Raw genomic sequence first — 22,452 nt, 5'->3', positions numbered from 1 at the left:
ACAAGAGTAAACATGGCAACTACAGAAAGCATCCAAAAAGCCTATATCGATTACGTATTAACGGAAGGACAGCAGCCTAAATCTGTTTACGTTTTTGCAAAAAGGAATAAAATGGCCGAGGAAGAATTTTACCGCTACTTTGGCTCGTTTGACGCTGTTGAACAAAGCGTATGGACAGACCTGATGCAGAAAACGCTTAATGAGATCCGCAGCCAGGAGATCTGGTCACAGTACAGTGCACGCGAAAAGGCCTTGTCTTTCTTCTATAGCTTTTTTGAATTGCTTAAGGGCAACCGAAGTTTTGCTGTTTACAGTGTTAAAAAGCAGCGCAGCATTGGCACCCCAAAGGTGCTTGAGCCTGCAAAGGAAATTTTTGAGGAATTTGCCAACAGTATTCTTAACGAAGGTTTGGAATCGGCTGAACTCAGCGACCGTAAATTCTTTAGCAAACGTTATAAGGATGCGTTATGGGTTCAATTCGGCTTTGTACTCAACTTTTGGATAAATGATGATTCGGCAGGTTTTGAGAAAACCGATGAGGCCATTGAAAAAGGCATTAACGTAACATTCGATCTGTTCCAGCGCTCGCCGTTAGATAACTTATTTGAATATGGTAAGTTCCTGGCGAAAAATGGCGGATTGAAGGAGAAAATGGGGTTTTAAGTTAACTCATTCCGCGGCACTTTGTGCTTACGCACCCTACTCCGCAAAGAGGGATGGCTTATGAAGAGATTTGTCATGCTGAACTTAGGTAAGCATCTATCACCAACGTGAAAAGCGAATACCAGATTCTTTGCTCCCGCTCAGAATGACATATATATTTAGAATACTTTTAAGCGCAACAAAGAAAGCGGAATCTATACGGCGGCTGGCGGAGATAGCCGGGTGAGTAAATAGTTTAACAATATACTAATCATTTGAGCACCAGCTTACCTTACCGTGCTGCCATATTTGATATGGATGGCACAATTGTAAATAACACACCGTTTCATTTTAGGGCGTGGCAGCAATTATTTAAGCTGCACAACTTGCCAGAACTAACAAAGGAAACTTATCTCAACCAGATAAGCGGTGTTCCTATCATCAACACAGTACACCAGTTTTTTGGTAGCAAAGCAGATGAGGAATTTGCCAAACAACTGGCCGATGAAAAGCAGAAGCTATACCAAGAAGCTTTTAAACCATTTCTACAGCCAATAACCGGACTTGAAAGTTTTTTATCAGAGCTGAAAAAAGCAGGCATTAAGATCGCACTGGCTACGTCATCAAATGAGAATGATATTGATTTTATCTTCCATGATGTTGCTATTGGTAAATACTTTGATGTGCTGGTAACCGGCGGCATGGTCAATGAGCCCAAGCCGTCGCCACAAATATTTTTAAAAGCGGCTCAACAATTGAATGTTGATCCTCATGCTTGTGTAGTTTTTGAAGATTCGTTGGCAGGTTTGCGTGCGGGTAAAAACGCAGGCATGAAGGTTGCTGGTATTACCACAAGCCATAAAGCCGATGCGATAAGCGGGCTTGCAGATATAGTTTTTGATAATTACAGCGAATTAAACCTGCAAAAGCTGGCAGCTTTATTTAATTAAAGTTCAGCCTTGATGCTCAGCCGGTCTACGCTACGCCGGACCACCCTTTCTGTTACAAGCAGCAAGGATGGTAATAAGGAATATATCATCCTGCATACGCTCATGTAGAACGGACGGTAGATCCGCGGACTGGCGGAGATGATGGGGTGATTAAATATTTGAGGATATTAACAAATGAACGACGAAAAAGCTAAAGAGCAAAACAGTATACCAACCAGTAAAGTGGAGCGTAGTGCCAAGTTTGTAAAAACCGGCTTTAAAATAGGCGGCAACTACATTAAGCATTACTCCAAAAAATTATTCAATCCGAATCTGGATCGTACCGAACTGAATGAGGACAACGCTACAGACATTTATCAATCCCTTAGCGAATTGAAGGGTAGCGCACTAAAAGTTGCGCAAATGCTGAGCATGGATAAAAACCTGCTGCCGCAAGCTTATGTAAATAAGTTCAGTCAATCGCAATACAATGCACCACCTTTATCAGGGCCGCTCATTGTGCAAACGTTTAAAAAATACTTTGGCAAAACTCCTGATCAGATCTACGATAAATTCAACATCCATTCTACCAATGCAGCCTCAATAGGTCAGGTACACCAGGCTGAGCTTAACGGCAAAAAACTTGCGGTAAAAATACAGTACCCCGGGGTTGGTGATTCTATCTCATCAGATCTTAAACTGGTTAAGCCCTTTGCCTTCCGCATGCTGGGTATGAGCGAGAAGGAATTGGACATCTACATGAAAGAGGTAGAGGAACGCCTTTTAGAAGAAACTGATTATGAGCTTGAGATCCGTCGTTCTATCGAGTTTTCTATCGCTTGCAAAGTTTTAAATAACGTGGTATTCCCGGACTATTATCCTGACCTATCCAGCAAACGCATCATCACCATGGACTGGCTTGATGGCATGCACCTGAAGGAGTTTTTGGCTACCGATCCGTCGCAGGAGTTGCGTAACAAAATCGGTCAGGCCCTGTGGGACTTTTATAATTATCAGCAACACGAATTGCGGGCAGTACACGCCGACCCGCATCCGGGTAACTTTATGATCACCACAAATAACAAATTAGGAGTTATAGATTTTGGTTGCATAAAAGTAATGCCCGATGATTTTTATTACCCGTTCTTCTCGCTCACATCAACAGACTTGTTCAAAGACAAGCAGGAAACTATAAAAGCGTTCAGGCAACTGGAAATGATCTTACCTAATGATACCCCACAGCAAGTAGAGTTTTATCATGATATGTTTAAACAAATGATAAGCCTGTTTGCCAAACCATACATCACCAGTACGTTTGATTTTAGTGATAAAAAGTTTTTTGACGACCTATTTGGCTTTGGCGAAAAGGTTTCAAAAATGCCTGAGTTTAAACAAGCGCGTGGCGTAAAACATTTTATATACGTTAACCGTACCAACTTTGGGCTCTACAATATCCTGCATGATCTTAAGGCATTTGTTAAAACAGATACCTACAAACCACAGGTTGAGAAAGCAACAGCTTAAAACATTTAGAAAAACAGGCCGTTGCCTGCTTTTTTTTAGATCAAGCTTTTTTCTAACTTAATTAGCAACAGCCATCACCGCACCTGCTAACCCAAGTAATACGGCAAACACCCAGCTGATATCAGACCGGGTTGCCCAGATCTGTACATCCGTTAAGCGACCGGTGTGTGCAAAAGACTTTGCCCTGTTACGGCAAAATACAGCAAAACCGGCAATTGCCAGCACTGTAACAGCACAGGCGGCAATCAAGAAAATCTCAAAAGTAGTTGTAAACATCATCTCAAAGGCTCCTTTACAATTGGTATGTTAACAAACGGTTAAACTCAGCCATTGGTTTTGTAAAATAGTTGTTATAGAAACCCTAACAGTTGTATCTGTCATAAAACAAGATTGTAAGCTGCCTGTTCTCAAAATCATAATATTTAAACAATACTTTTAGCAGATCTAAATGGATAATAAGAACATACTGATAACGGGCGGTACCGGGTTAATTGGTAAGCATTTAACTAACGCTTTGTTGGAGAAAGGGTGCAAGGTAAGCCTGCTATCGAGGAAAGCGGGTGACAACCCAAAAGTTAAGACTTATACCTGGGACGTTGATAAACAAGAAATAGATCCCGATTGCATTACCGGAATAGATACCATTATTCACCTGGCAGGTGCCGGCATAGCTGATAAACCCTGGACTGATGCACGAAAAAAAGAAATCGTTGATAGCCGCACAAAGTCTATCAGACTCATCTATGACCTGATGAGGAAAAAATCTCATCAGGTAACAACTGTTATATCTGCATCAGGTATAAATTATTATGGTGATAGCGGCAATAAATTACTTGAAGAAAGCGACCTGCCTGCAAACGATTTTGTTGGTAACTGTTGCGTGGAGTGGGAGAAGGCTGTAGATGAAGGCGTAGAATTTGGTCTGCGGACAGTTAAATATCGCACCGGCGTTGTTTTAACGCAAGAAGGTGGTGCACTACCAAAACTGGCAACTCCTGTAAAGTTATATGTGGGTTCGCCATTGGGCAATGGTAAACAATGGGTGCCGTGGATACACCCGCAGGACGTTACCAATATGTATTTATACGCATTGGAAACACCGGAATTAGCCGGAGCCTTTAATATGGTTGCGCCAAACCCGGTAACTAACAAAGCGCTTACAAAGGCGGTAGCTAAACAATTGCATAAACCCCTATGGGCGCCAAATCTGCCGGCATTTTTAATAAAATTATTGTTTGGCGAAATGGCTTCGCTGGTACTGGGAAGCACGCGCGCCTCAGCCCAAAAGATACAAGACAATGGTTTTACGTTCCGATACCCCGATGTAGAATCGGCTTTAAAAGAAATTTATGGATAAAAAACAGCCAATAAGCATATTTTGGTTTCGTCGCGATCTGCGAATAGATGATAACGCCGGCCTATACCATGCCTTAAAAGGCGAAAACCCTGTTTTGCCCCTTTTTATTTTCGACCGCGAGATACTTGATGATCTGGAAGAAAAAGATGATGCCCGTGTAACTTTTATAGTTGAAACGCTCGAAGACCTCAACAAGGATCTTCATAAACATCACAGCAGCCTGCTGGCAGTTTATGACAAGCCCGAGCATGCCTGGAAAGAGCTGATCTCCGAGTACAACATCAAAGCTGTTTACACCAATCATGATTATGAGCCTTATGCCAGTGAGCGCGATGCCGAAATAGAAAAGCTGTTTAAGAAACACGACATAGCATTTAAGACTTTTAAAGACCAGGTTATATTTGAAAAGGAAGAGGTAACCAAAGATGATGGTAAACCTTATACGGTTTTTACGCCTTATAAAAACAAATGGATGCAAAAGCTTAAGCCTTTTTACCTTAAAGCTTACCCCACAACAAAATACTTAAACAACCTTTACAAGTTTAAAGCGCCTGCCATGCCCACACTTAAAAAGATGGGCTTCGAAAAAAGCAACCAAACTTTTCCTGATAAGAACTACAAGGATGCAATTGCAGATTATGGCAAAAAGCGCGATTTTCCGGCATTGCAAGCTACATCGCGCGTGGGGATGCACTTGCGCTTTGGTACAGTGAGCATACGCCAGTGTGCTACTGATGCCAATAAGGCGCACGACAAAACCTGGTTAAATGAGCTGATATGGCGGGAGTTTTACTCCACGATACTTTATCATTTTCCTCAAACGATGAACCATGCCTTTAGGCCTGAGTATGACCGTATCCGCTGGGAAAACGACGAAAAGCAATTTAAGGCCTGGTGCGAAGGCAAAACCGGATATCCATTGGTTGATGCCGGTATGCGCCAGCTTAATGCCACTGGCTACATGCATAACCGCGTGCGCATGGTTACGGCAAGTTTTTTAAGCAAAGATCTACTGATTGACTGGCGCTGGGGCGAACGCTATTTTGCCAGCAAATTGCTGGATTACGAAATGGCCAGTAACGTTGGCGGCTGGCAATGGGCTGCAGGCAGCGGTACCGACGCTGCACCATACTTCAGGATATTTAACCCGGAAAGCCAGGCTAAAAAATTTGATCCTAAAATGGAGTACATAAAAAAATGGGTTCCGGAATATGCCGACTTCAGCAAATATCCAAAACCCATTGTAGATCATACTTTTGCACGCGAACGCTGCCTAAAGGCATTTAAAGCTGCGCTAAGTAAATAATTATGGTTGTGTAACCGATGCTATCTGCACTTCAAAGTGTAGTACTGAGTTAGCAGGTATACCTGCACTTTGCTGAGCTGTACCGTAACCTAATGCAGAGGGGATAAACAGAGACAAAGATGTGCCTGTGCTTCCATACTTAAGTATAGCGGTTTTGAATCCATCAATTAAGCTATAAGGTGTTAATGTTGTAGCGGTAGTTTGGGATGACTGATCAAAGTTGGTACCGTTCAATAAACTTCCAACGTAAGTTGCGCTTACATTAGAGTATTGCGTGATCTCCCCAACAGAACCTGAACCCTGGGTAACAACTTTGTAATAGAAACCTAACGGGTCTTTTGTGTAGCCGGTTAAATTATTTGCTGTAAAATAATTTTTTATCACCTGGTCATCATAAGCAGCCTGATCTTTTATTACATGCACATACATGTCAAGGCTTTGATTACCTGCTATACGGCCACTTGCAGTAATACTTCCTACACCATACCCTCGTACGCCATAAGCAAGGCGCGAGGGTATAAGAACCTGAATGTTAGCCCCCGGATACTTTAAAAGGTTATGAACAGCTAACTGCGCACCCACGGGAAAATAAAATCCCGTAGTAGTATTCACGCTTGTCATGTAGCCCAAAAAACCGTTGTAATGGTTGGCTATTGTATCAGTACTTACATACTTGCCATCCATCGATTTTAAGGTATAAACAACAGACACCTGGTCTTGATATTTTAGCGAATCGGGGCCGCTGCCCGGGGTAGCAGGGCTAATTAATTTGTAATACAAACCCGTTGCACCATCGCCTATCAGCGTCTGGTCTTTGGTGAACCCGGTTAATGCATTGGCAGATATATAAGCTTGTATCTGCTGGTCATCATACTGCTGTATATCAGGCAGATTATTATCATTCTTTTTACAAGCGGTTAAACCAGCAAGGGCAAGTACTAAAAAGGTAAAAATTCTTTGTTTCATTAAAATCAGTTCGTTACATCTAAAAGTTCAACCTCAAAATCGCATACCGAATTCTTCGGCAGTCCAAGGCTATCCTGGGCGTATGGGCCGTAAGCATAACGCGAGGGCGAGAGGATACGTATTTTACCACCCTTTTTAATTAGCGGGATGGATAACTTCCATGCCCTTAGTGTTTCACCTAAGGCAAAAGTGGGTTTAAAATTATTGCTTTGGCCAAATATCTTACCGGTTGTTAAGATCTTGGCGGTATAATTTACAGTTATGCGGGTTGAGTTGGTATACAGGTCATTACCAGTGCCGGGGGCCGATACTATACAATATATACCCGTTGGCACGTCAATGCTGTCTACCTGTACAACCTGGCTGCGTAAGTTATTGCTGTTAATGTAATCCTGGATGATACCATCATCTATTACAGCCTGCGATCTTTCTTCTGCAACAGCATCAAAACCTTTTTTGCATGATGCAAAACAAGCGGCAAACAGCAACAATATCAACAGCGCCCTATTCATGTAATTTATAACGACAAAGTTATCGTTTTATATCGCAAAAAATGCAGGTTAACACTTTTTAACACTCTTGAGGGATGCAGCCGCAATATCAGGGTTTGTAATTAAGCGTAAGCTGGTTTATTTTCCGCAGCATTTCGGTCAGATAAGCCCGGTCGGCCTCGCTGATATGCGCATTAAGATAATTATTAAATTGCTTAACAACGTTTTTTGCTATCTGCCTTTTCTCTTTACCTAAGTCTGTAAGGTAAATTTTAACCGAACGTTTATCCCCCTGGTTAGATGCCCGGTAAATTAGGCCGGCTTGTTCTAACTGATTAAGCATGCGCGACAAACTTGTTGATTTTAAGCCCAGCAATGCTGCAGCTTGCGAAACAGTGGTGCCCTCCTCATCAATATTAATGAGCAGGTAACCTATAGATTGTGTAAAACCAAACTCGGTAACTGTTTGGTTATACCGGTTAGCAACGGTTTGCCAAACTATTTTCAGGAAATAGTCAATGGTTTCCTGCTGTTTTACATTGCTTCGCATAGTGCACAAACTTAATATTTTAAATGAATACTATGTAGTTCATAGATATTAGTTAATGGTTAATAGTAAAATAATCAAACCCACTGCCTTCACCCAAGCAACACTATTTTGAATTTTTACTTTTAAATTTTCACTTTACCCTTAATACCCAACCGTAGTATCATCTCCTCGCGGATCGGCGCCGCCCTCGTATCCGTGCGGGGTAGCCAATATGGCATCAACCCGGCCTATGGCACCACGGCGACTAAGCTTATAACCTTTTTCCTGCAGCTTTGCTTTTGTCGCTTCAGTGAACGCACCGTCCTCTGACTGCACATCATCAGGGAACCACTGGTGGTGGAAACGTTTTGATGAAACCGCCTGCTGCATGGTCTGGTTAAACTCAAGTACATTCAATATAGTCTGAAAAACTGACGTGATGATAGTAGAGCCGCCCGGCGTGCCTACAACCATAAATAACTTACCGTTTTTTTCTACAATGGTAGGTGTCATGCTCGATAACATGCGCTTTCCGGGCTGTATACTGTTAGCCTTGCCGCCTATTAACCCATACATGTTAGGCACACCGGGTTTAGAGCTAAAGTCGTCCATTTCATTGTTCAGCAAAAAGCCGGCACCGGCAACAAAAATGTGAGAGCCAAAAGTATCGTTAAGCGTTGTAGTGATAGATACTGCGTTACCATCCTTATCAACAATAGAGTAATGTGTAGTTTGGTCGCTCTCGTAACCTATAAAACTACCCGGCTGTATGGCCGTGCTTGGCGTGGCAGCATCCCAGCTAAAATTCTTCATCCTTGCGTCAATGTATCTGGGGTTGATAAGGCTATCCACGGGCACTTTATAAAAATCGGGGTCGCCCAGGTATTTAGACCGGTCGGCATAAACACGCCTCTCGGCCTCCACTATCAACCTAACGGTACTATCAGCGTTAAAACCCCACCTGCGTAGCGGGTATTTTTCTACCGAATGAAGCAACTGCACCAAAGCTATCCCTCCGCTTGATGGCGGCGGCATAGTAATAACCCGATATTGTTTGTAATTGCTTGTTATAGGTTTGCGCCAAACCGAATGATAATTTTTTAGATCATTCCTGGTAAAAAGCCCGGCACCTTTTTGCATTTCTGCGATGATAAGATCGGCAGTTTTACCTTCATAAAAACCGGCACGCCCCCTGTCTCTTATTTGTTCCAGTGTACGCCCCAGATCCGCCTGAACCAAAATATCGCCCTGTTGCCAACCGCCTTGCTTAATCAAATAGCTTTTGCCGGGATTAAGCTTGGTAAATTCATCCGCAGCACGGTTAAGGTCTGATGCCAACCTCTTGGTAATTGTAAAACCCCTTAAGGCAAGGTCTACTGCGGGTTGCACCAGATCGGCCCATTTAAGCTTACCATATTTTTTATGCGCCTCGTATAACCCGTCTACAGAACCCGGCACTCCCGATGCTTTGTGCGTGTACAAACTCAGATCAGGTATGATGTTGCCGTTAGCATCCTGGTACATTTTCTCCGTAGCTTTTGCAGGCGCCATTTCCCTAAAATCAAGCGTATTGATCTCACCTTTGCCAGAACGATAGACCATAAAGCCACCACCACCAATGTTGCCCGCCTGCGGGTGCGTTACAGCCAAAGCAAACTGTACAGCTACAGCTGCGTCAACCGCATTACCACCTTTTTTCAGTACCTCTACCCCTGCTTTTGACGCATCGGGATAAGCACAAACCGCAACGCCATTTTTATAAGATGTTATGGATGGTTGCGCCAGTACGGCACCTGTTGTGCCTATCAAAAGCAGACTTATATATACTATTGTATTTCTCAAATTCATCTTTGATAGCTTTTGGGCAATTTATGTTATTGTAGCTTTAAAGCCCATGGCTTTTTTCACTTTTTAAGCTTTATTCTCAGCGGTATAAGTACAGCGACAGAAGTTTTGCACTCCAAATTAGCATAAATAAAGCTTTTAGCCGTTATGAGATGATATATAAACTAACCACTACTTGCATCTTAATATGAAAAAGATCTTACTTTCCTTAATAGCACTTTGCTCATTTGTGCTGATTACAAGTTCTGTAAAAGCCCAGGATTATAAAACTGCTGTCGGCCTAAAATTTGGCGGCTATGAGAATGGGCCATCTGTAAAATATTTTTTGAATGAGGGCACAGCAATTGAAGGCGTTATTGGTATACGTAGCCATGGCGTTGTGTTTTCCGGTTTGTATGAATTGCACCAACAGGCTTTTAACACGGCAGGTTTAAAATTTTACTACGGCTTTGGTGCGCACCTGGGCAGCGTGGGCAGCGGCGTTTACAAACGTTTTGGCGGTGATGACCAAGTGTATAACGATAGCCATATCCTTTTAGGCGCAGATGGCGTACTGGGCTTGGAGTATAAGATTGAACAAGCACCGATAGCTATTAGCCTTGATCTTAATCCACGTGTAGAATTAGCTACCGGGCCATTCTTTGATGTAGCACCCGGGCTTGGCGTTAAATATACTTTCTAAAAAAGCTATTTTAACAAAAGAGCCGCCCAAACAGGCGGCTCTTTTGTTAATGGAGTACCACTATCTTGCGCGAATATTGTTTATCCCCAAGTTTAATGTTTACCACGTAGGTGCCAGGTACAAGTGCTGATGTATTGATATCGGCATTAAAATTACCTGTTGTTATTTTCCTATTGCTTTGATATACCGTTTGCCCGGCGCTGTTTATCAATGACAACCGAAGATCGCCTCCTTGCGTTGTGTTAAAAACCACATTGACGTAATCATCAGCCGGAACCGGAAAAACCGTTAATCCTATTTCAGACTTATCAGGATTTTTAGCCACCAGCCGGAAATCAAACCCATCAGACTGGGCAACGCAACCTGTACCAAGCGTTAACTGAACAGTATAAATACCCCCCTTAAGTGGCGTATACTTTTGATTAGTAGCGCCTGCTATTGTTTCGCCATTTAAAAACCATTGCAATTCACCGGTAAGGTTTACCTGCAGATCATCACCATTTTGAGTTATTACCGGCTTTGCAACCGTAACCGGGGATCGCTGTGTTGATGCACAGCCGGGACTGCGAAGCTGTATATCATAAAAATAATAATACATGCCCTTGTAATAAGCTGTATCGGTTTCAGGTGCACTTGATGTTGCATTATTCCCTGTTAGCTTGACAATGTTGCCGGCAGTAAACGGATAGCTGATACCTGTACCCTTATTTCTATAAAGTGAAGCACCGTTCAAATAACTTGGCGTTATGGTGTAATTGCCTGCTGCAGGCAGTACTAAATTTAATGTGTAAACTCTTCCCTGGTCAAGCGGATCATCGGCTAATTCAACCGCAGGCAAATTAGGAGCGATAGTAGTTGTACGGGTTTTCGCAACATTTATGGTTGTTGTTGAAACCACTTCGCCATTATCATTTGTTGCAGTAAAGGTGATCTTGCCCGATGTACCTATGTATAACCGTGCACTCTCAATAACCATAGGTGCCTGCGTGGTAAACCTTACACCCGGCGAAAATTGATTGTAACCACCCGCCGGGCCGGCACTTTTAGTTATTAGTCCAATCTTTGCACTAAAATCATTTAACCCTGCATAGAAAGTGTTATTTAAGGGTGCTGTGGTAATAGTAGCAGGTGAGCCGGTGCCTAATGGTAGTGTACTGGTTGCTGCGGCATACCAAAATATTTGCCCATCACCACCGCCGCTCAACTCATAAGATTTTGTGTTGATACAATAGTAAGCCTGCAGATTGGATCCATCCACAGACGGAGGTGTACCAACTTCAATAGTCCCGGTTACCGAATTATTTGATGACAATGGATCACCCGGAACGTTAGTGGTTGCTGTAACCGTGTAATCGCTGCCGGGACGGGTATTAAATTTACCGCTAAAAGTAAAGTCTTCCTCTTCATCCGGATCAAGCGTGCCCGTGTAAGTTTCGCTAAAATTAGTAACGGCGCCATTAGGTGCAGTAACCCTTGCCGTTACCGGGATATTGGTTATGGTGGTGCTGCCGAAGTTCTTAAGCCTTACCTTTACGGCCACGGATGATGCACAGGTAACACCTTCAAGGCTATTTACAATGGCTGTTGCACCTGCGTCAACAGATGGTTTTAAGATCTGTACAAGATAATCCTGGGTTTCGCCCTTAGCATAATTACCACATGGGGTTATCGTTGAAGCATCGTTGGTTTCGCTTAAAACTATTCGTAAAAGTGTGGTATTCCCTATCAACGCCGAAATAGGCACGGCAATATTTCCTGAGAAGCTTGCAGTTCCGTTTATAACAGTTGAAGTTGCTACCGTTTCATTGGTATCAAATACGCCATTGCCGTTCCAGTCTATAAATATCTTGGCTATTTTATTAAAATTACCGCCGCACGTACCTAATGTGATGCTGAACGGATAAGTTTTGCCCACTTCCAGTTGCGCCGTTAAGTTGGTGTTATCAGTATAACTTGTACAACCGGCAGTGGCGGTTTTATTGATGTTGGCAAGGGTAAAGTTATTAATCTTAGAATCAGCACTTGATAGCGGTGCCGATGCACAATACGGGCTGCCTCCAATGCCTGTGGCTATTAGAGCATAAGCCTGGCTGCCCGATTTTAACGTTCCTTTGTGTGTTATGGTTATGGTGTATTTTTTCCCGGGAATAGCATCAGCAATGTTAACCTGTTCAATATTATCTCTAATGTTATCACCCGTGGTAGCTGCTGCCGAAGGGTTATCCGGCGTAAGCACCCAAGGTGAATAGGTGGTTTGGCCGTCGCTTACGCGAATGTCAAGGTCATTCACCAATTTAGGTGTACGGTTGTTGATCACGCCGTCTGCAGTTGGTGTACCTTCCGGATCAGTCCATGATATAGAAACTTCAAGCGGACCAACACCCGAAGCAGTAACTTCAAGCGTGCGGGTTTGTCCTTGAGCCAGCACTTCTTCGTTTATAAGGCTTTTAAACTTACTATCTGTTATGGCTTGCGCTGCAGCTTTCATGTCCAGCAACCCCCATCCATAAACATAATCGGGACCAACATTCCCTGCATCAAATGCAGTATGGCAAGCTAACCCCTTAAGAGTTGCTGCGCGCATGAAAGCACCACCGTTTTTTTGAGCGTAATACTCCTGCAACAAATAAAGAGAACCGGTTACGTTAGGCGCCGCCATTGATGTACCAGACGAGTAGTAATAAAAACTGGGATTACTTGTTCCGGTTGAAAGTATCTGTTCGCCGCAGCCAACAATATCCGGTTTAACACGCCCATCATCCGTTGGGCCCCAGCTACTAAAAGCTGATATGGATATATCCTGTCTGCTGCCTGGTCCGTTTGGCAGTTGTCCAACCGAACCGACCGTTAAGATATTTTTAGCAGTACCTGTTGTGGTGATGATATCATAACCATCATTACTGCTGATGGTTGATGGGCGAGGCCCCTTGTTCTCGAAGGTGGGATCGGTACGGCTTTTATAGCCATAATAGTTTGTACCTACAGCAGGGCCGTTGCTGGTACGTGAGTTACCTGCTGATTCAACTATTAAATAATACGGCGCATTATACGCTATCTGGTCCCAGTCGCGGGTACGGGAGTCATAAAAGCCAAACAAATAGTCTTCGTTATCGCCGGGCAAACCGTACCATTCCCAGCGTTGGTCGGTACTGTTATAATCCCAGCCTCCTACGTCACCATAAGAGTGGTTTGATAATAACAGCCCTGCGGCCGCACCACTCATTTCTGAAACATCGTTATCAAAATCCCATGACAATAAAGTGGAAGCATCAAAGGCCATACCTTTAGCAGGCGCATATACACCTTTCGCCAGCATGGTACCAGCTACGTGTGTAGAGTGATCTGCAACACCGGCAGATGAATTGTTTAAGGTAATGGTTTTACCAGCAAACTCGCGATGACCGGCATAAACGCTGCCACCATCCCAAATACCCAGCTTACCATTTAAAAAACTGCCGCTGCCAGACAGGTTGAGATTAAGCGAACCACCCGGCTGTACCGTATTAGTACCGGTTGTTGCCGCAGCGATAGTATTGTTGTGGGTTGATAAAAATATAGGAAATCCGCGCCCATCAAGCCCTTGCAGTATCACCAGGTTGCCGGCTTTGTTAATTCTTTTTACCGGCCAGCCATTTCGTTTAGCCAGCGATACGGCTTTAGCGTAACTTGCTGTAAAGTTTTGCTTAGCCTGAACTGATATAGCGTTAAGTTTTTGTGTGTTAGTGATGGGCAAAGGCAATTTTTGCCCCATAACATTAGCTGTACATGCCGTTAAAACAATAATGGCTATAAGGGCCAGGTACTTTTTCAAAATAAGCGCGGGTATTTAGCGGCTTAAATTTATACCTTTTTCATGAAGTTTTAGCAATGGCGCAAAATTTGCCTTATGTATAACAGTTATCAGCTATTAAGCTTTATTAAGCACTCAAGCAACTATTTAAAACAATGCTCTTTTTAACCGACCTCGCATTGGGTAAAAATTTTCCCATAGTGGGAAATATATTGCCATTCCACATTATTAAAAAATACAAGACTAAGTCGAAAAACGAATACAAATAAAAAAGGAGCGCTATCGTTAGCGCTCCCTTTTTTTATGTATTTATTAAGACCTTCTCATTGGCGGGGTCAAATTCAATTGTTTGATAATACCGTCTACCACCTTCGGTATATCATTCATCGTCCTCTTAGGATTTTGTAATTCCCCTACGCCGTAACCACGCCATACAATTTGTTGTGTACGGGCATCTATCAGGTCAATGATAATTGTGCCTTCTTTATATTGAACTTTTTGGGTGTAGCCCGGCCCGTATAAACCGCCGTAGTAACCTCCCCAGCCCCATGGGCGATAGAAGCCACCCCAGCCCCAGCCATAACCCCAGCCCCAACCACCACCGTAGTAAGGATAATAGGTTTCCCATTTTGTGCCGCGGCCGGTAACCGTTGCATAGCGTACCAAAAGATCAGGGTTTTGTTGTTGCGGAACCAAGCCCTTGGCAATCAATGCCTCTTTGGTTGCTTCCTGTATGCGGCCGTTACCTATTTCATTTAAAGGGCGCCACTGCTTGTTTGGCGATTGCATAGGCCCTGTAAGTGCAAATGTACGGTAACCGCTTAAATTGGTTTTGTTGGCTGCTGCAGTGTAATAGTTGTAGCTGCTGCAGGCAGATAGTGTTGATACAAATGCTACTACCAACACCAGGTAGATATATTTTTTCATGACGTCAATAAAATTTATAGTCTATTAGACTGAAAGTAATGCAAAGGTTTAACCAATTTATGCTTTATAGAAAAAATATTTTAGGTTAGATATTTCCCTACTATCGGCATGCGCCTGCCCATGCCAAACGCCTTTGGCGATACCCTTAAAATTGGTGGTGTTTGGTAACGTTTATGTTCGGCAATATTCACCAAACGCAGCACTTTACGCACAGTTGCCTCATCAAACCCTTGTTTGATGATCTCTGCTGATGAGCAACGATGTTCAACATACTGCGACAGTATGGCGTCCAGTATATCATACTCCGGTAATGAATCTGTATCCTTTTGATCGGGCCTTAACTCTGCAGAAGGCGGTTTGATGATCGTATTCTCCGGAATGATCTCTCTTTCGCGATTAATATAGCGCGCTAGTTGGAAAACCTGCGTTTTAAAAACATCGCCAATAACTGATATACCACCGCACATATCGCCATACAAGGTACCATAACCAACTGCCACCTCACTTTTATTAGATGTATTAAGCAATATATAACCAAACTTATTGGTCATGGCCATTAGCAGAATGGCGCGGCTGCGCGATTGAATATTTTCTTCGGCTATGTTAAACGGCAGACTTTTAAACTGCGGATGCAAGGCTTCCTCAAAGGCATCAGTGATTTTGGCAATAGCGATCACTTCAGATCTGCAACCTAGGTTATTCACCAGGTCTTCAGCATCTTTGAGAGAGTGGTCGGTAGAGAATTTGGAAGGCAGCATTACCGCCATCACATTGTCGGCCCCTAAAGCTTCTGCTGCCAGGGCACAAACCACTGCAGAATCTATCCCGCCGGATAAGCCCAGGATAGCTTGCTTGAAACCGGATTTTTGAAAATAATCCTTAATGCCTAACACCAGGCCATCATGTATCTGCTGTATGTCGCTATCTCTATTAGCTTTTAAAGTAGTTTGATGCTCAAAGGTGATATCACCTTCATCGTCCAGATCATAATAAGCCAAATGCTCAACAAAGTAAGGCATCTCATCAACAGCTTCGCCTGCACGGTTAAACACCAGCGAGCCGCCGTCAAATATCAGTTCTGTTTGTGCACCCACATGATTAACGTAAAACAGCGGCAAATTATAGCGGCGGGCGTTATCGCTTAAAATGGCAATACGCTCTTCGTCGTGGTTGTAGGCAAACGGTGATGCAGCAATATTGATCATCACATCCGGGTTTTGTTTGATCAGCTCATCCATCGGCCGGGTAATGTAAAGTGGATTCTCAATAGTATTCCAAAGGTCCTCGCAAATGGTAAGTGCTATACGCTTACCCTTAAAATCAATACACTTAAAAGATGTTGAGGGCTCAAAGTAGCGGTATTCATCGAAAATATCGTAATTAGGCAATAGCGCTTTGTTCACCACAGCTTTTACTTCACCATTTTCAATAAAGTACGCCGAATTGTTAAGATCCTTCCCTTCGGGATTATGATTGGGCGTTGGCAGGCCAATTATGCAGGCTATATCTTTGCACTCAGCGGCAATATTTTGGGCAGCTGCATCGCATAGTTCAATAAACTCTTTAAATTCTAAAAAGTCGCGCGCAGGGTAACCACAAACACACAGTTCAGAAAAAACCACCAGGTCGGCACCGTTTTGCTTAGCCTGTTTAATAGTATTTATGATCTTACCGGTATTCGATTCAAAATTACCAATATGGTAGTTCAACTGTGCTAATGCTAATTTCATAGTTTGGATATAACTGCGCGTGCGTGGGCCGCGTACAAATAAAAAAATTATTTTTGCTAAAACGTCAATAACGATGCCTTATTCCTGTAAAACAACCGTCATTTATGCAAGTTTTGCTCTTTGCCTCGCCCTTAGTGCATGCAAACGCCGTAAAGATATAGACGTTAGCAACATACCAGTAACGGTTAAGATAGAGCGCTTTGATAAAGATTTCGACCAAATGCGCACGAAACCTATGGACCAGCAGGCGGGTGTACTTTATACCAAATACGGTAAATTCTACCAGGATTTTATTGAAAGGGTGCTTAAAGCCGGTAGTGCACAAGACACGGCTTACTTTTCGGTTTTAAGACAGGTATTTGCAGGGAAGGCCTACCTGGACCTTAAGCATGACGTTGACGCAGCCTACCCAAATATGGATAAACAAAACGCTGAACTTACAGACGCTTTTAAGCGGATAAAATATTACTTCCCCAAAAAGAACCTGCCAAAGGTGTACGCTTACTTCTCGGGCTTTCAGGCGCAAACTACCATAGGTGATGGTTATTTTGGCATAGGCCTGGATCTTTTTTTAGGAGCCGACTCCAGATTTTACCCGGCATTAACGCAAAACTTCCCGCATTATATATCACGCAGGTTTACACCGGACAATATTACACCGCGGGTGGTGGAAGGAATTGCACGTGAAGATATGTTCCCCGAGAACGACGCTGACAACTCGCTGCTGGCGAAAATGATCTACAATGGCAAAATCCTGTACTTTATGGACCAAACGCTCCCTAACGTACCAGACTCAACTAAGATTGGTTATACTAATAAGCAATTGAAATGGTGCGACGATTTCAAGGGAAATATTTGGGGGTATTTTTTAGAAGAAAACCTGCTTTACGAAACCGATTATCAGAAAATACAGAAATATTTAACGGAAGCACCATTTACCCCGGGACTGGGTGACAATAATGAATCGGCACCCAAATTGGGCGTTTGGACGGGATGGCAAATTGTGAGGGCCTACATGGATAAACATCCTGACGTTACACTACCCCAGCTAATGGCCGACCGCAACGCACAAAAAATACTCAACGAATCTAAATACCGGCCTAAAAATGCTAAAGAATAAAGCTTACTTTTATTGATAGTACCCACCAATTAAATAAATCATTTAAATGAGAGCAATTAACCCATGGATAAACTTTAACGGCAATGCCGAAGAAGCATTCAACTTTTACAGGTCCGTTTTCGGAGGCGAATTCAGCAAGATTGTTCGGTTTAAGGATCTGGCAAGCGAAGAATTCAAGATAGACGAAAAGGACGAGAACAAGATAATGCACATTGCCCTGCCAATCGGCAAGCAAAACGTATTGATCGCTAATGATGTGCCCGAATTTATGGGCCCTGTAAATGAAAGCGAGAACCGTTCAAAAATTGTGGTGAGCACCGAAAGCCGCGATGAGGCTGATAAGATCTTTAGCGGACTATCAGCAGGCGGTGAGGTGGAAGGCGATATTGGCGTTACCCCATGGGGCACTTATGCCGGCATGTTCAGGGATAAGTATGGCATCGAGTGGATAGTTGAGTTTGACGAGAGTTTGTAAACCTTGTCAGTTATAGCTTGTCGATTATCTGCTCAATTGTGCTTAATGCTGCTCAGATTACCGCGCTACCACTCGCAATGGCACTGGGTTTTAAAACAAAAAAGCGCCACCGTTTTCGGTAGCGCTTTTAATATTTAAAGACGATAAATTTACTTCATTATAGCGAATACGGCTCTTAGTACGAAGATAGTACCAACTACCATAAGTATATTACCAACTGCAGATGCAAGTTTAAAATCGGCAAAGCGGATGAAAACACCTACCAAACCAATAGCTACAGCAATAATTAAAGCTATATAATGTTTCTCTGAATTTGCGTTTTGAGTTGATTGTGCCATTACAAAATTATTTGTCGCAAAAATATAAATGTTTGTTGAAAAACAGATAGCTATTAAGAATTTATTGCCTTTTCTTTTTTGCTCCAACCTTGCGGCAGGTTTTCCTCAATTTCAATGTTCTCAAATTCGGCACTGGCGCGTGAGCCTACTACCTTTGCCCAGGCAGCCATTTTAGCTATACCCTCTTTTAGGCTTACATTTTTATTTGCACCAAATACTCCGGCAGCTTTTGCGTGGTCGCTATGCGCGTGCATCACTTCTTTACGGGCTTCAAGGTGGGTAACTTTGGGTTCAACACCTAATTCATCAGCCACAACCTGCACCAACTCATTTACCGTGTAAGGCTTATCAGCGCCAACGTTAAATACCTCATTGTAGGATGCAGGTACATTTACGCAATTGGCAATATGCGGTGCAACATCATCAATATAACTAAATGCGCGGGTTTGTTCGCCATCGCCAAAAATGGTCATTGGCTTTTCCTGCATTATTTGGTTCATGAAGATACCTATCACGTTACGGTATTTATCACCAATGTTCTGGTTCTCACCATAAACGTTATGCGGGCGGAAGATCACATAATTTAAACCAAACATGTGGTGTGCTGCCTTAAGGTCCATCTCAACGGCATATTTAGCTACACCATAAGGATCTTCCGGCTGTGGCACCATGCTTTCCAGCATTGGCAACTGGCCTGCGCCGTATACAGCAATTGATGAGGTAAATACAAAACATTTTACTTTATATAATACCGAAAGGTTGATGAGATTGACCGAGCCAATAAGGTTATTGTTATAATTAAACCTGCGGATAAAGTGCGATAAGCCCTCGGCTGCATAAGCTGCCAGATGGTACACATAATCAAATCTGTGCTTCTCAAAAAGGCTTTCTAATAAGGCTACATCATTGATTGAGCCTTCAACAAACTCTACTCCTGCCGGTATATGGTCTTCAAAACCTCCGCTAAGGTCATCAAGTACTATAACTTTATGGCCAAGTGCTAAACAATGCCTTGCCACGTGCGAACCGATAAAGCCGGCACCGCCGGTTACTAATGAAGTGATCATAACTAATGTGGTATCTTAATTTACTTACTATTGTTTGTGTAAATATTTGCAAAAACCAGGCCGCCAACACCGCATGTTGTAAACCTCTATACTACAGGCACCAAACGCTTTTACAATATAAATACGTGTTGATTTAATTTCCCGTTTTGTTCAAAAACATGGTAGGTTTACACGCTATAAAATTATGTTTATTTAACTATTTAACAAGTTTTTTACTGCCCTGCCGGTGCTGCCTCTATTTGCTTTGGCACTATAGTTGTAATTTCTTTAATATCATTTACTTAAACAAAAAACATCATGGGCTTAATAAGATTTATAGCGATTGGCGCAGCGGTAGGTTTAGGCGTTAACTACCTAATGAAAAAAAGAGACGAGGATGGCCGCTCTGTATTGGATGACCTAAGAGAAAAAGCACCTGAATGGTTTGATAAAGCCAAAGAGTTTGCTGCAGATAAGGTTGATATGGCTGCTGAAAAAGTAAGGTCGTACAACGGTTAAACATTTAAGATAAAATTGGAGCCTCCTGCTTTGCAGGGGGCTTTTTTATGTTCAAAAATCCTGCAGTTAAGTATAGCTTAACAGATTATTAACCATTGTTTAACTACTCAAATTCTCACTTAAATTGAAATAATTTTTATTACAACTATATGATTTACACATATATTTAAAGATTATCTCTTAACCTGTGATCTACATTAACCGATTTACAGACAGTGTAGCAACCTGTGGCGTTTATTGCGAAAAAACGCATGCTCATACGGCTACCAAAGCTTCTTTTAGCCAGCAGATAGATGATTTTTTTAGCAAATTGTTTAGCACTGCTGATTTTCCTGCCCGCTGGCATTGCGGCAACTGGACAGATTTTCACGGATGGCTATATATTGTTTCTGATCTGAGTATATGGGCGGCATATTTTGCGATACCTATCCTGTTATTAAAGCTCGTTCGCAAACGTAAGGACCTCCCGTTCCACAAAATATTTTTGCTATTTGTTGCCTTCATATTATTATGCGGCACCACGCACTTAATTGATGCAGGTATTTTTTGGTGGCCGGCCTATCGTTTTAGCGCCTTGGTAAGGTTTATTACAGGCCTTGTTTCTATATTTTCTGTTTATGCACTTAACCGCATCATCCCACTGGCAGTTAACATACGCACGGTAAAAGACTTGGAAGATGAAATTGAAAAGCGCCGCGAGGTAGAAGAAAAACTTGCTGCCAGCGAATTTTTGCTATCAGAGGCTGGCCGCATAAGTCGTGTTGGGGGCTGGGAAACAGACCTTACAACCGATAAGCGCACCTGGAGCAACACTGTATATGATATTTTCGAGATACCGCATAATATCGATCTGGATAAACTTGAACTTACCGACTATTTTTTCGGCAGTAACCTTACCAAGGCTCAAAATGCTTTGCGTGAAGCAATAGAAAACAACACACGCTGGGACCACGAGCTGCAAATGAAGACCGCCAGGGGTAATGTTATTTGGGTTCGATCGACCGGGGAACCTCTGTTAGATGAGAATGGCAATGTGGTAAAGCTACGTGGTATATTTATGGATATAGACCGTTATAAACAAACGGAATTTGCACTCAACAAATCACTTGAGCTAACCTCTTTAAATAATCAGCAGCTTAAAAACTTTACACACATCCTTTCGCACAATATCCGTAACCACGCCAGCAATATGGCGCTCATCTCATCTTTAGTGGATACGGACAACCTTGATGCAAACAACAAGGAACTTTTTGATAAGATGAGCAATGTAAGCGCAGCTCTTAATGATACGCTTGAACATCTGTCTGAAGCGATACGCATCAAAGATACGGTGATACAGCGGGAGGTGCTTAACATAGGCATAGAGTTGAAGAAGGTGCTGGATATCTTTCAATCCGACCTTAACTTTAATAATGCGAAGATTGAATTACAGTTAGATGTAGAAATGATAAGCTTCCCACGCATTTACCTGGAGAGTATTTTAACTAACCTTATTTCTAATGCTATTAAATATCGTGATACGCAAAGGCCGCTGCTTATCACTATAAAAACCTATAAAAACGATAAACTTGAAACCGTTTTGGAATGCGTTGATAACGGCGTTGGCATAGACCTTAAGCTGCACGGCCAAAAGATATTCGGCTTGTACAAAACCTTCCACGACCGTAAGGATGCGCATGGTGTTGGCCTGTTCCTGGTTAAAACACAGGTAGAATCACAAGGCGGAAAAATTGAAGTAGAAAGTATACCGGGATCCGGATCAACCTTTAAAATAATATTTTGATGAAAAAAATAAATGTTGCGTGTGTAGTTGATGATGATGAAATATACACCTTTTCAGTAAAGCGGATTATTGCCAAAGCAGACATTGCCGATAAAACTATCTTTTTCCATAACGGGAAAGCGGCACTCGATTTTATTATCGAGAACATGAACAACAACGGGGAGTTGCCAGACCTGATATTGCTTGATCTGAATATGCCGGTGTTAGATGGCTGGCAATTCCTGGATGAATTTGCAGCGGTGTTACCCGGCTTAAATAAAAAGATTACGGTTTACATTGTAAGCTCATCAATAGACCAGGACGATTACCGCAAAGCAAAACAAATTGAGTTAGTAACAGACTTTGTGGTTAAGCCGTTAACGGTAGATCATTTGCACGATATTTTAACCATGCTGCATGCATAAACAAGCAACCCCGCCTTCGCGGGGTTGCTTCACACTAAAGAGTCCTCTT

At 42.6% G+C, this 22,452-nt stretch carries 21 protein-coding genes; 11 read left to right on the top strand and 10 right to left on the bottom strand.

All coding sequences use genetic code 11. The annotated features are described in order from the left end of the window. The first annotated feature begins 12 nt into the window (after window positions 1-12). The 3 genes from FPZ42_RS15615 to FPZ42_RS15605 all read left to right on the top strand — a co-directional run bounded on the left by FPZ42_RS15615 (window position 13) and on the right by FPZ42_RS15605 (window position 3,095). Complete coding sequence (locus FPZ42_RS15615) at window positions 13-663, top strand: TetR family transcriptional regulator C-terminal domain-containing protein (protein ID WP_146272787.1); 651 nt, start codon at window positions 13-15, stop codon at window positions 661-663. Window positions 664-917: 254 nt separating this feature from the next. Continuing rightward, a complete protein-coding gene (locus tag FPZ42_RS15610) occupies window positions 918-1,592 on the top strand; it encodes an HAD family hydrolase (protein WP_146272785.1) in 675 nt (224 codons plus the stop codon). Window positions 1,593-1,766: 174 nt separating this feature from the next. Next, window positions 1,767-3,095, top strand: a complete 1,329-nt coding sequence (locus FPZ42_RS15605) for an ABC1 kinase family protein (RefSeq protein ID WP_146272783.1) — start codon at window positions 1,767-1,769, stop codon at window positions 3,093-3,095. A 57-nt stretch (window positions 3,096-3,152) separates the two neighbouring features. On the opposite strand, the gene FPZ42_RS15600 is transcribed toward FPZ42_RS15605, so the two are convergent. Next, the gene (locus FPZ42_RS15600; protein WP_146272781.1) at window positions 3,153-3,374 is read right to left on the bottom strand and encodes a hypothetical protein; all 222 of its coding nucleotides are present in this window, start codon (window positions 3,372-3,374) and stop codon (window positions 3,153-3,155) included. A gap of 169 nt (window positions 3,375-3,543) precedes the next feature. On the opposite strand from FPZ42_RS15600, the gene FPZ42_RS15595 reads away from it, so the two are divergent. Together FPZ42_RS15595 and FPZ42_RS15590 are read left to right on the top strand one after the other, a co-directional pair. After that, window positions 3,544-4,452, top strand: a complete 909-nt coding sequence (locus FPZ42_RS15595; RefSeq protein WP_146272780.1) for a TIGR01777 family oxidoreductase — start codon at window positions 3,544-3,546, stop codon at window positions 4,450-4,452. Then, a complete protein-coding gene (locus FPZ42_RS15590; RefSeq protein WP_146272778.1) occupies window positions 4,445-5,758 on the top strand; it encodes a cryptochrome/photolyase family protein in 1,314 nt (437 codons plus the stop codon). Before FPZ42_RS15595 ends, FPZ42_RS15590 begins: the two co-directional genes overlap by 8 nt. Here the strand turns inward: FPZ42_RS15590 and FPZ42_RS15585 are convergent, their stop codons facing one another. The 4 genes from FPZ42_RS15585 to ggt form a co-directional block, all read right to left on the bottom strand. Continuing rightward, window positions 5,759-6,724, bottom strand: a complete 966-nt coding sequence (locus FPZ42_RS15585) for an FKBP-type peptidyl-prolyl cis-trans isomerase (protein WP_146272776.1) — start codon at window positions 6,722-6,724, stop codon at window positions 5,759-5,761. A 5-nt stretch (window positions 6,725-6,729) separates the two neighbouring features. Further along, window positions 6,730-7,236 carry an FKBP-type peptidyl-prolyl cis-trans isomerase gene (locus tag FPZ42_RS15580; protein WP_146272774.1) on the bottom strand — a complete coding sequence of 169 codons (507 nt, stop codon included), beginning with the start codon at window positions 7,234-7,236 and terminating at the stop codon, window positions 6,730-6,732. Between the two features lie 88 nt (window positions 7,237-7,324). Continuing rightward, on the bottom strand, window positions 7,325-7,765 hold the full coding sequence (locus FPZ42_RS15575) for a MarR family winged helix-turn-helix transcriptional regulator (RefSeq protein WP_146272772.1): 441 nt from the start codon (window positions 7,763-7,765) through the stop codon (window positions 7,325-7,327). Between the two features lie 141 nt (window positions 7,766-7,906). After that, window positions 7,907-9,592, bottom strand: a complete 1,686-nt coding sequence (gene ggt, locus FPZ42_RS15570; RefSeq protein WP_146272770.1) for a gamma-glutamyltransferase — start codon at window positions 9,590-9,592, stop codon at window positions 7,907-7,909. A gap of 184 nt (window positions 9,593-9,776) precedes the next feature. On the opposite strand from ggt, the gene FPZ42_RS15565 reads away from it, so the two are divergent. Beyond that, entirely contained in the window at window positions 9,777-10,271 is a 495-nt protein-coding gene (locus tag FPZ42_RS15565; RefSeq protein WP_146272768.1) for a hypothetical protein, read from the top strand. A 46-nt stretch (window positions 10,272-10,317) separates the two neighbouring features. On the opposite strand, the gene FPZ42_RS15560 is transcribed toward FPZ42_RS15565, so the two are convergent. From FPZ42_RS15560 to FPZ42_RS15550, 3 genes are all read right to left on the bottom strand, one after another. Next, a complete protein-coding gene (locus tag FPZ42_RS15560; RefSeq protein ID WP_146272766.1) occupies window positions 10,318-14,082 on the bottom strand; it encodes a S8 family serine peptidase in 3,765 nt (1,254 codons plus the stop codon). Window positions 14,083-14,373: 291 nt separating this feature from the next. Next, entirely contained in the window at window positions 14,374-14,988 is a 615-nt protein-coding gene (locus FPZ42_RS15555) for a DUF4136 domain-containing protein (RefSeq protein WP_146272764.1), read from the bottom strand. An 80-nt stretch (window positions 14,989-15,068) separates the two neighbouring features. Continuing rightward, on the bottom strand, window positions 15,069-16,718 hold the full coding sequence (locus FPZ42_RS15550) for an NAD+ synthase (protein WP_146272762.1): 1,650 nt from the start codon (window positions 16,716-16,718) through the stop codon (window positions 15,069-15,071). A gap of 73 nt (window positions 16,719-16,791) precedes the next feature. Here FPZ42_RS15550 and gldB point away from each other — a divergent pair, with 73 nt between their 5' ends. Further along, window positions 16,792-17,838: a gliding motility lipoprotein GldB gene (gene gldB / locus FPZ42_RS15545; protein ID WP_146272760.1), complete on the top strand. Its 1,047-nt coding sequence runs from the start codon at window positions 16,792-16,794 to the stop codon at window positions 17,836-17,838. A 46-nt stretch (window positions 17,839-17,884) separates the two neighbouring features. Then, entirely contained in the window at window positions 17,885-18,313 is a 429-nt protein-coding gene (locus FPZ42_RS15540) for a VOC family protein (protein ID WP_146272758.1), read from the top strand. A gap of 149 nt (window positions 18,314-18,462) precedes the next feature. Here FPZ42_RS15540 and FPZ42_RS15535 read toward each other — a convergent pair whose 3' ends face one another. Together FPZ42_RS15535 and FPZ42_RS15530 are read right to left on the bottom strand one after the other, a co-directional pair. Further along, on the bottom strand, window positions 18,463-18,651 hold the full coding sequence (locus tag FPZ42_RS15535) for a hypothetical protein (protein WP_146272756.1): 189 nt from the start codon (window positions 18,649-18,651) through the stop codon (window positions 18,463-18,465). Between the two features lie 53 nt (window positions 18,652-18,704). Further along, window positions 18,705-19,718 carry an NAD-dependent epimerase/dehydratase family protein gene (locus tag FPZ42_RS15530; RefSeq protein WP_146272754.1) on the bottom strand — a complete coding sequence of 338 codons (1,014 nt, stop codon included), beginning with the start codon at window positions 19,716-19,718 and terminating at the stop codon, window positions 18,705-18,707. Between the two features lie 297 nt (window positions 19,719-20,015). On the opposite strand from FPZ42_RS15530, the gene FPZ42_RS15525 reads away from it, so the two are divergent. The 3 genes from FPZ42_RS15525 (at window position 20,016) to FPZ42_RS15515 (ending at window position 22,403) form a co-directional block, all read left to right on the top strand. Beyond that, window positions 20,016-20,216, top strand: a complete 201-nt coding sequence (locus tag FPZ42_RS15525; RefSeq protein WP_146272752.1) for a YtxH domain-containing protein — start codon at window positions 20,016-20,018, stop codon at window positions 20,214-20,216. Window positions 20,217-20,403: 187 nt separating this feature from the next. Next, window positions 20,404-21,999: a sensor histidine kinase gene (locus tag FPZ42_RS15520; protein ID WP_146272750.1), complete on the top strand. Its 1,596-nt coding sequence runs from the start codon at window positions 20,404-20,406 to the stop codon at window positions 21,997-21,999. Further along, the gene (locus FPZ42_RS15515) at window positions 21,999-22,403 is read left to right on the top strand and encodes a response regulator (RefSeq protein WP_146272748.1); all 405 of its coding nucleotides are present in this window, start codon (window positions 21,999-22,001) and stop codon (window positions 22,401-22,403) included. The genes FPZ42_RS15520 and FPZ42_RS15515 overlap by 1 nt, the downstream gene beginning before the upstream one ends. The last annotated feature ends 49 nt before the right edge of the window (window positions 22,404-22,452 follow it).

Source organism: Mucilaginibacter achroorhodeus, assembly GCF_007846095.1.
Classification (GTDB): Bacteria; Bacteroidota; Bacteroidia; order Sphingobacteriales; family Sphingobacteriaceae; genus Mucilaginibacter; species Mucilaginibacter achroorhodeus.
Note: the sequence above shows the minus strand (reverse complement) of the source record. Positions and strands in the feature narration are given on the sequence as shown.

Bases quoted from the DNA above. Each gene is read 5' to 3' on its own strand.
- FPZ42_RS15615 (WP_146272787.1), top strand. From the start codon at position 13: ATGGCAACTACAGAAAGCATCCAAAAAGCCTATATCGATTACGTATTA.
- FPZ42_RS15605 (WP_146272783.1), top strand. From the start codon at position 1,767: ATGAACGACGAAAAAGCTAAAGAGCAAAACAGTATACCAACCAGTAAA.
- FPZ42_RS15600 (WP_146272781.1), bottom strand. From the start codon at position 3,374: ATGATGTTTACAACTACTTTTGAGATTTTCTTGATTGCCGCCTGTGCT.
- FPZ42_RS15595 (WP_146272780.1), top strand. From the start codon at position 3,544: ATGGATAATAAGAACATACTGATAACGGGCGGTACCGGGTTAATTGGT.
- FPZ42_RS15590 (WP_146272778.1), top strand. From the start codon at position 4,445: ATGGATAAAAAACAGCCAATAAGCATATTTTGGTTTCGTCGCGATCTG.
- FPZ42_RS15585 (WP_146272776.1), bottom strand. From the start codon at position 6,724: ATGAAACAAAGAATTTTTACCTTTTTAGTACTTGCCCTTGCTGGTTTA.
- FPZ42_RS15580 (WP_146272774.1), bottom strand. From the start codon at position 7,236: ATGAATAGGGCGCTGTTGATATTGTTGCTGTTTGCCGCTTGTTTTGCA.
- FPZ42_RS15575 (WP_146272772.1), bottom strand. From the start codon at position 7,765: ATGCGAAGCAATGTAAAACAGCAGGAAACCATTGACTATTTCCTGAAA.
- ggt (WP_146272770.1), bottom strand. From the start codon at position 9,592: ATGAATTTGAGAAATACAATAGTATATATAAGTCTGCTTTTGATAGGC.
- FPZ42_RS15565 (WP_146272768.1), top strand. From the start codon at position 9,777: ATGAAAAAGATCTTACTTTCCTTAATAGCACTTTGCTCATTTGTGCTG.
- FPZ42_RS15555 (WP_146272764.1), bottom strand. From the start codon at position 14,988: ATGAAAAAATATATCTACCTGGTGTTGGTAGTAGCATTTGTATCAACA.
- FPZ42_RS15550 (WP_146272762.1), bottom strand. From the start codon at position 16,718: ATGAAATTAGCATTAGCACAGTTGAACTACCATATTGGTAATTTTGAA.
- gldB (WP_146272760.1), top strand. From the start codon at position 16,792: ATGCCTTATTCCTGTAAAACAACCGTCATTTATGCAAGTTTTGCTCTT.
- FPZ42_RS15540 (WP_146272758.1), top strand. From the start codon at position 17,885: ATGAGAGCAATTAACCCATGGATAAACTTTAACGGCAATGCCGAAGAA.
- FPZ42_RS15535 (WP_146272756.1), bottom strand. From the start codon at position 18,651: ATGGCACAATCAACTCAAAACGCAAATTCAGAGAAACATTATATAGCT.
- FPZ42_RS15530 (WP_146272754.1), bottom strand. From the start codon at position 19,718: ATGATCACTTCATTAGTAACCGGCGGTGCCGGCTTTATCGGTTCGCAC.
- FPZ42_RS15525 (WP_146272752.1), top strand. From the start codon at position 20,016: ATGGGCTTAATAAGATTTATAGCGATTGGCGCAGCGGTAGGTTTAGGC.
- FPZ42_RS15515 (WP_146272748.1), top strand. From the start codon at position 21,999: ATGAAAAAAATAAATGTTGCGTGTGTAGTTGATGATGATGAAATATAC.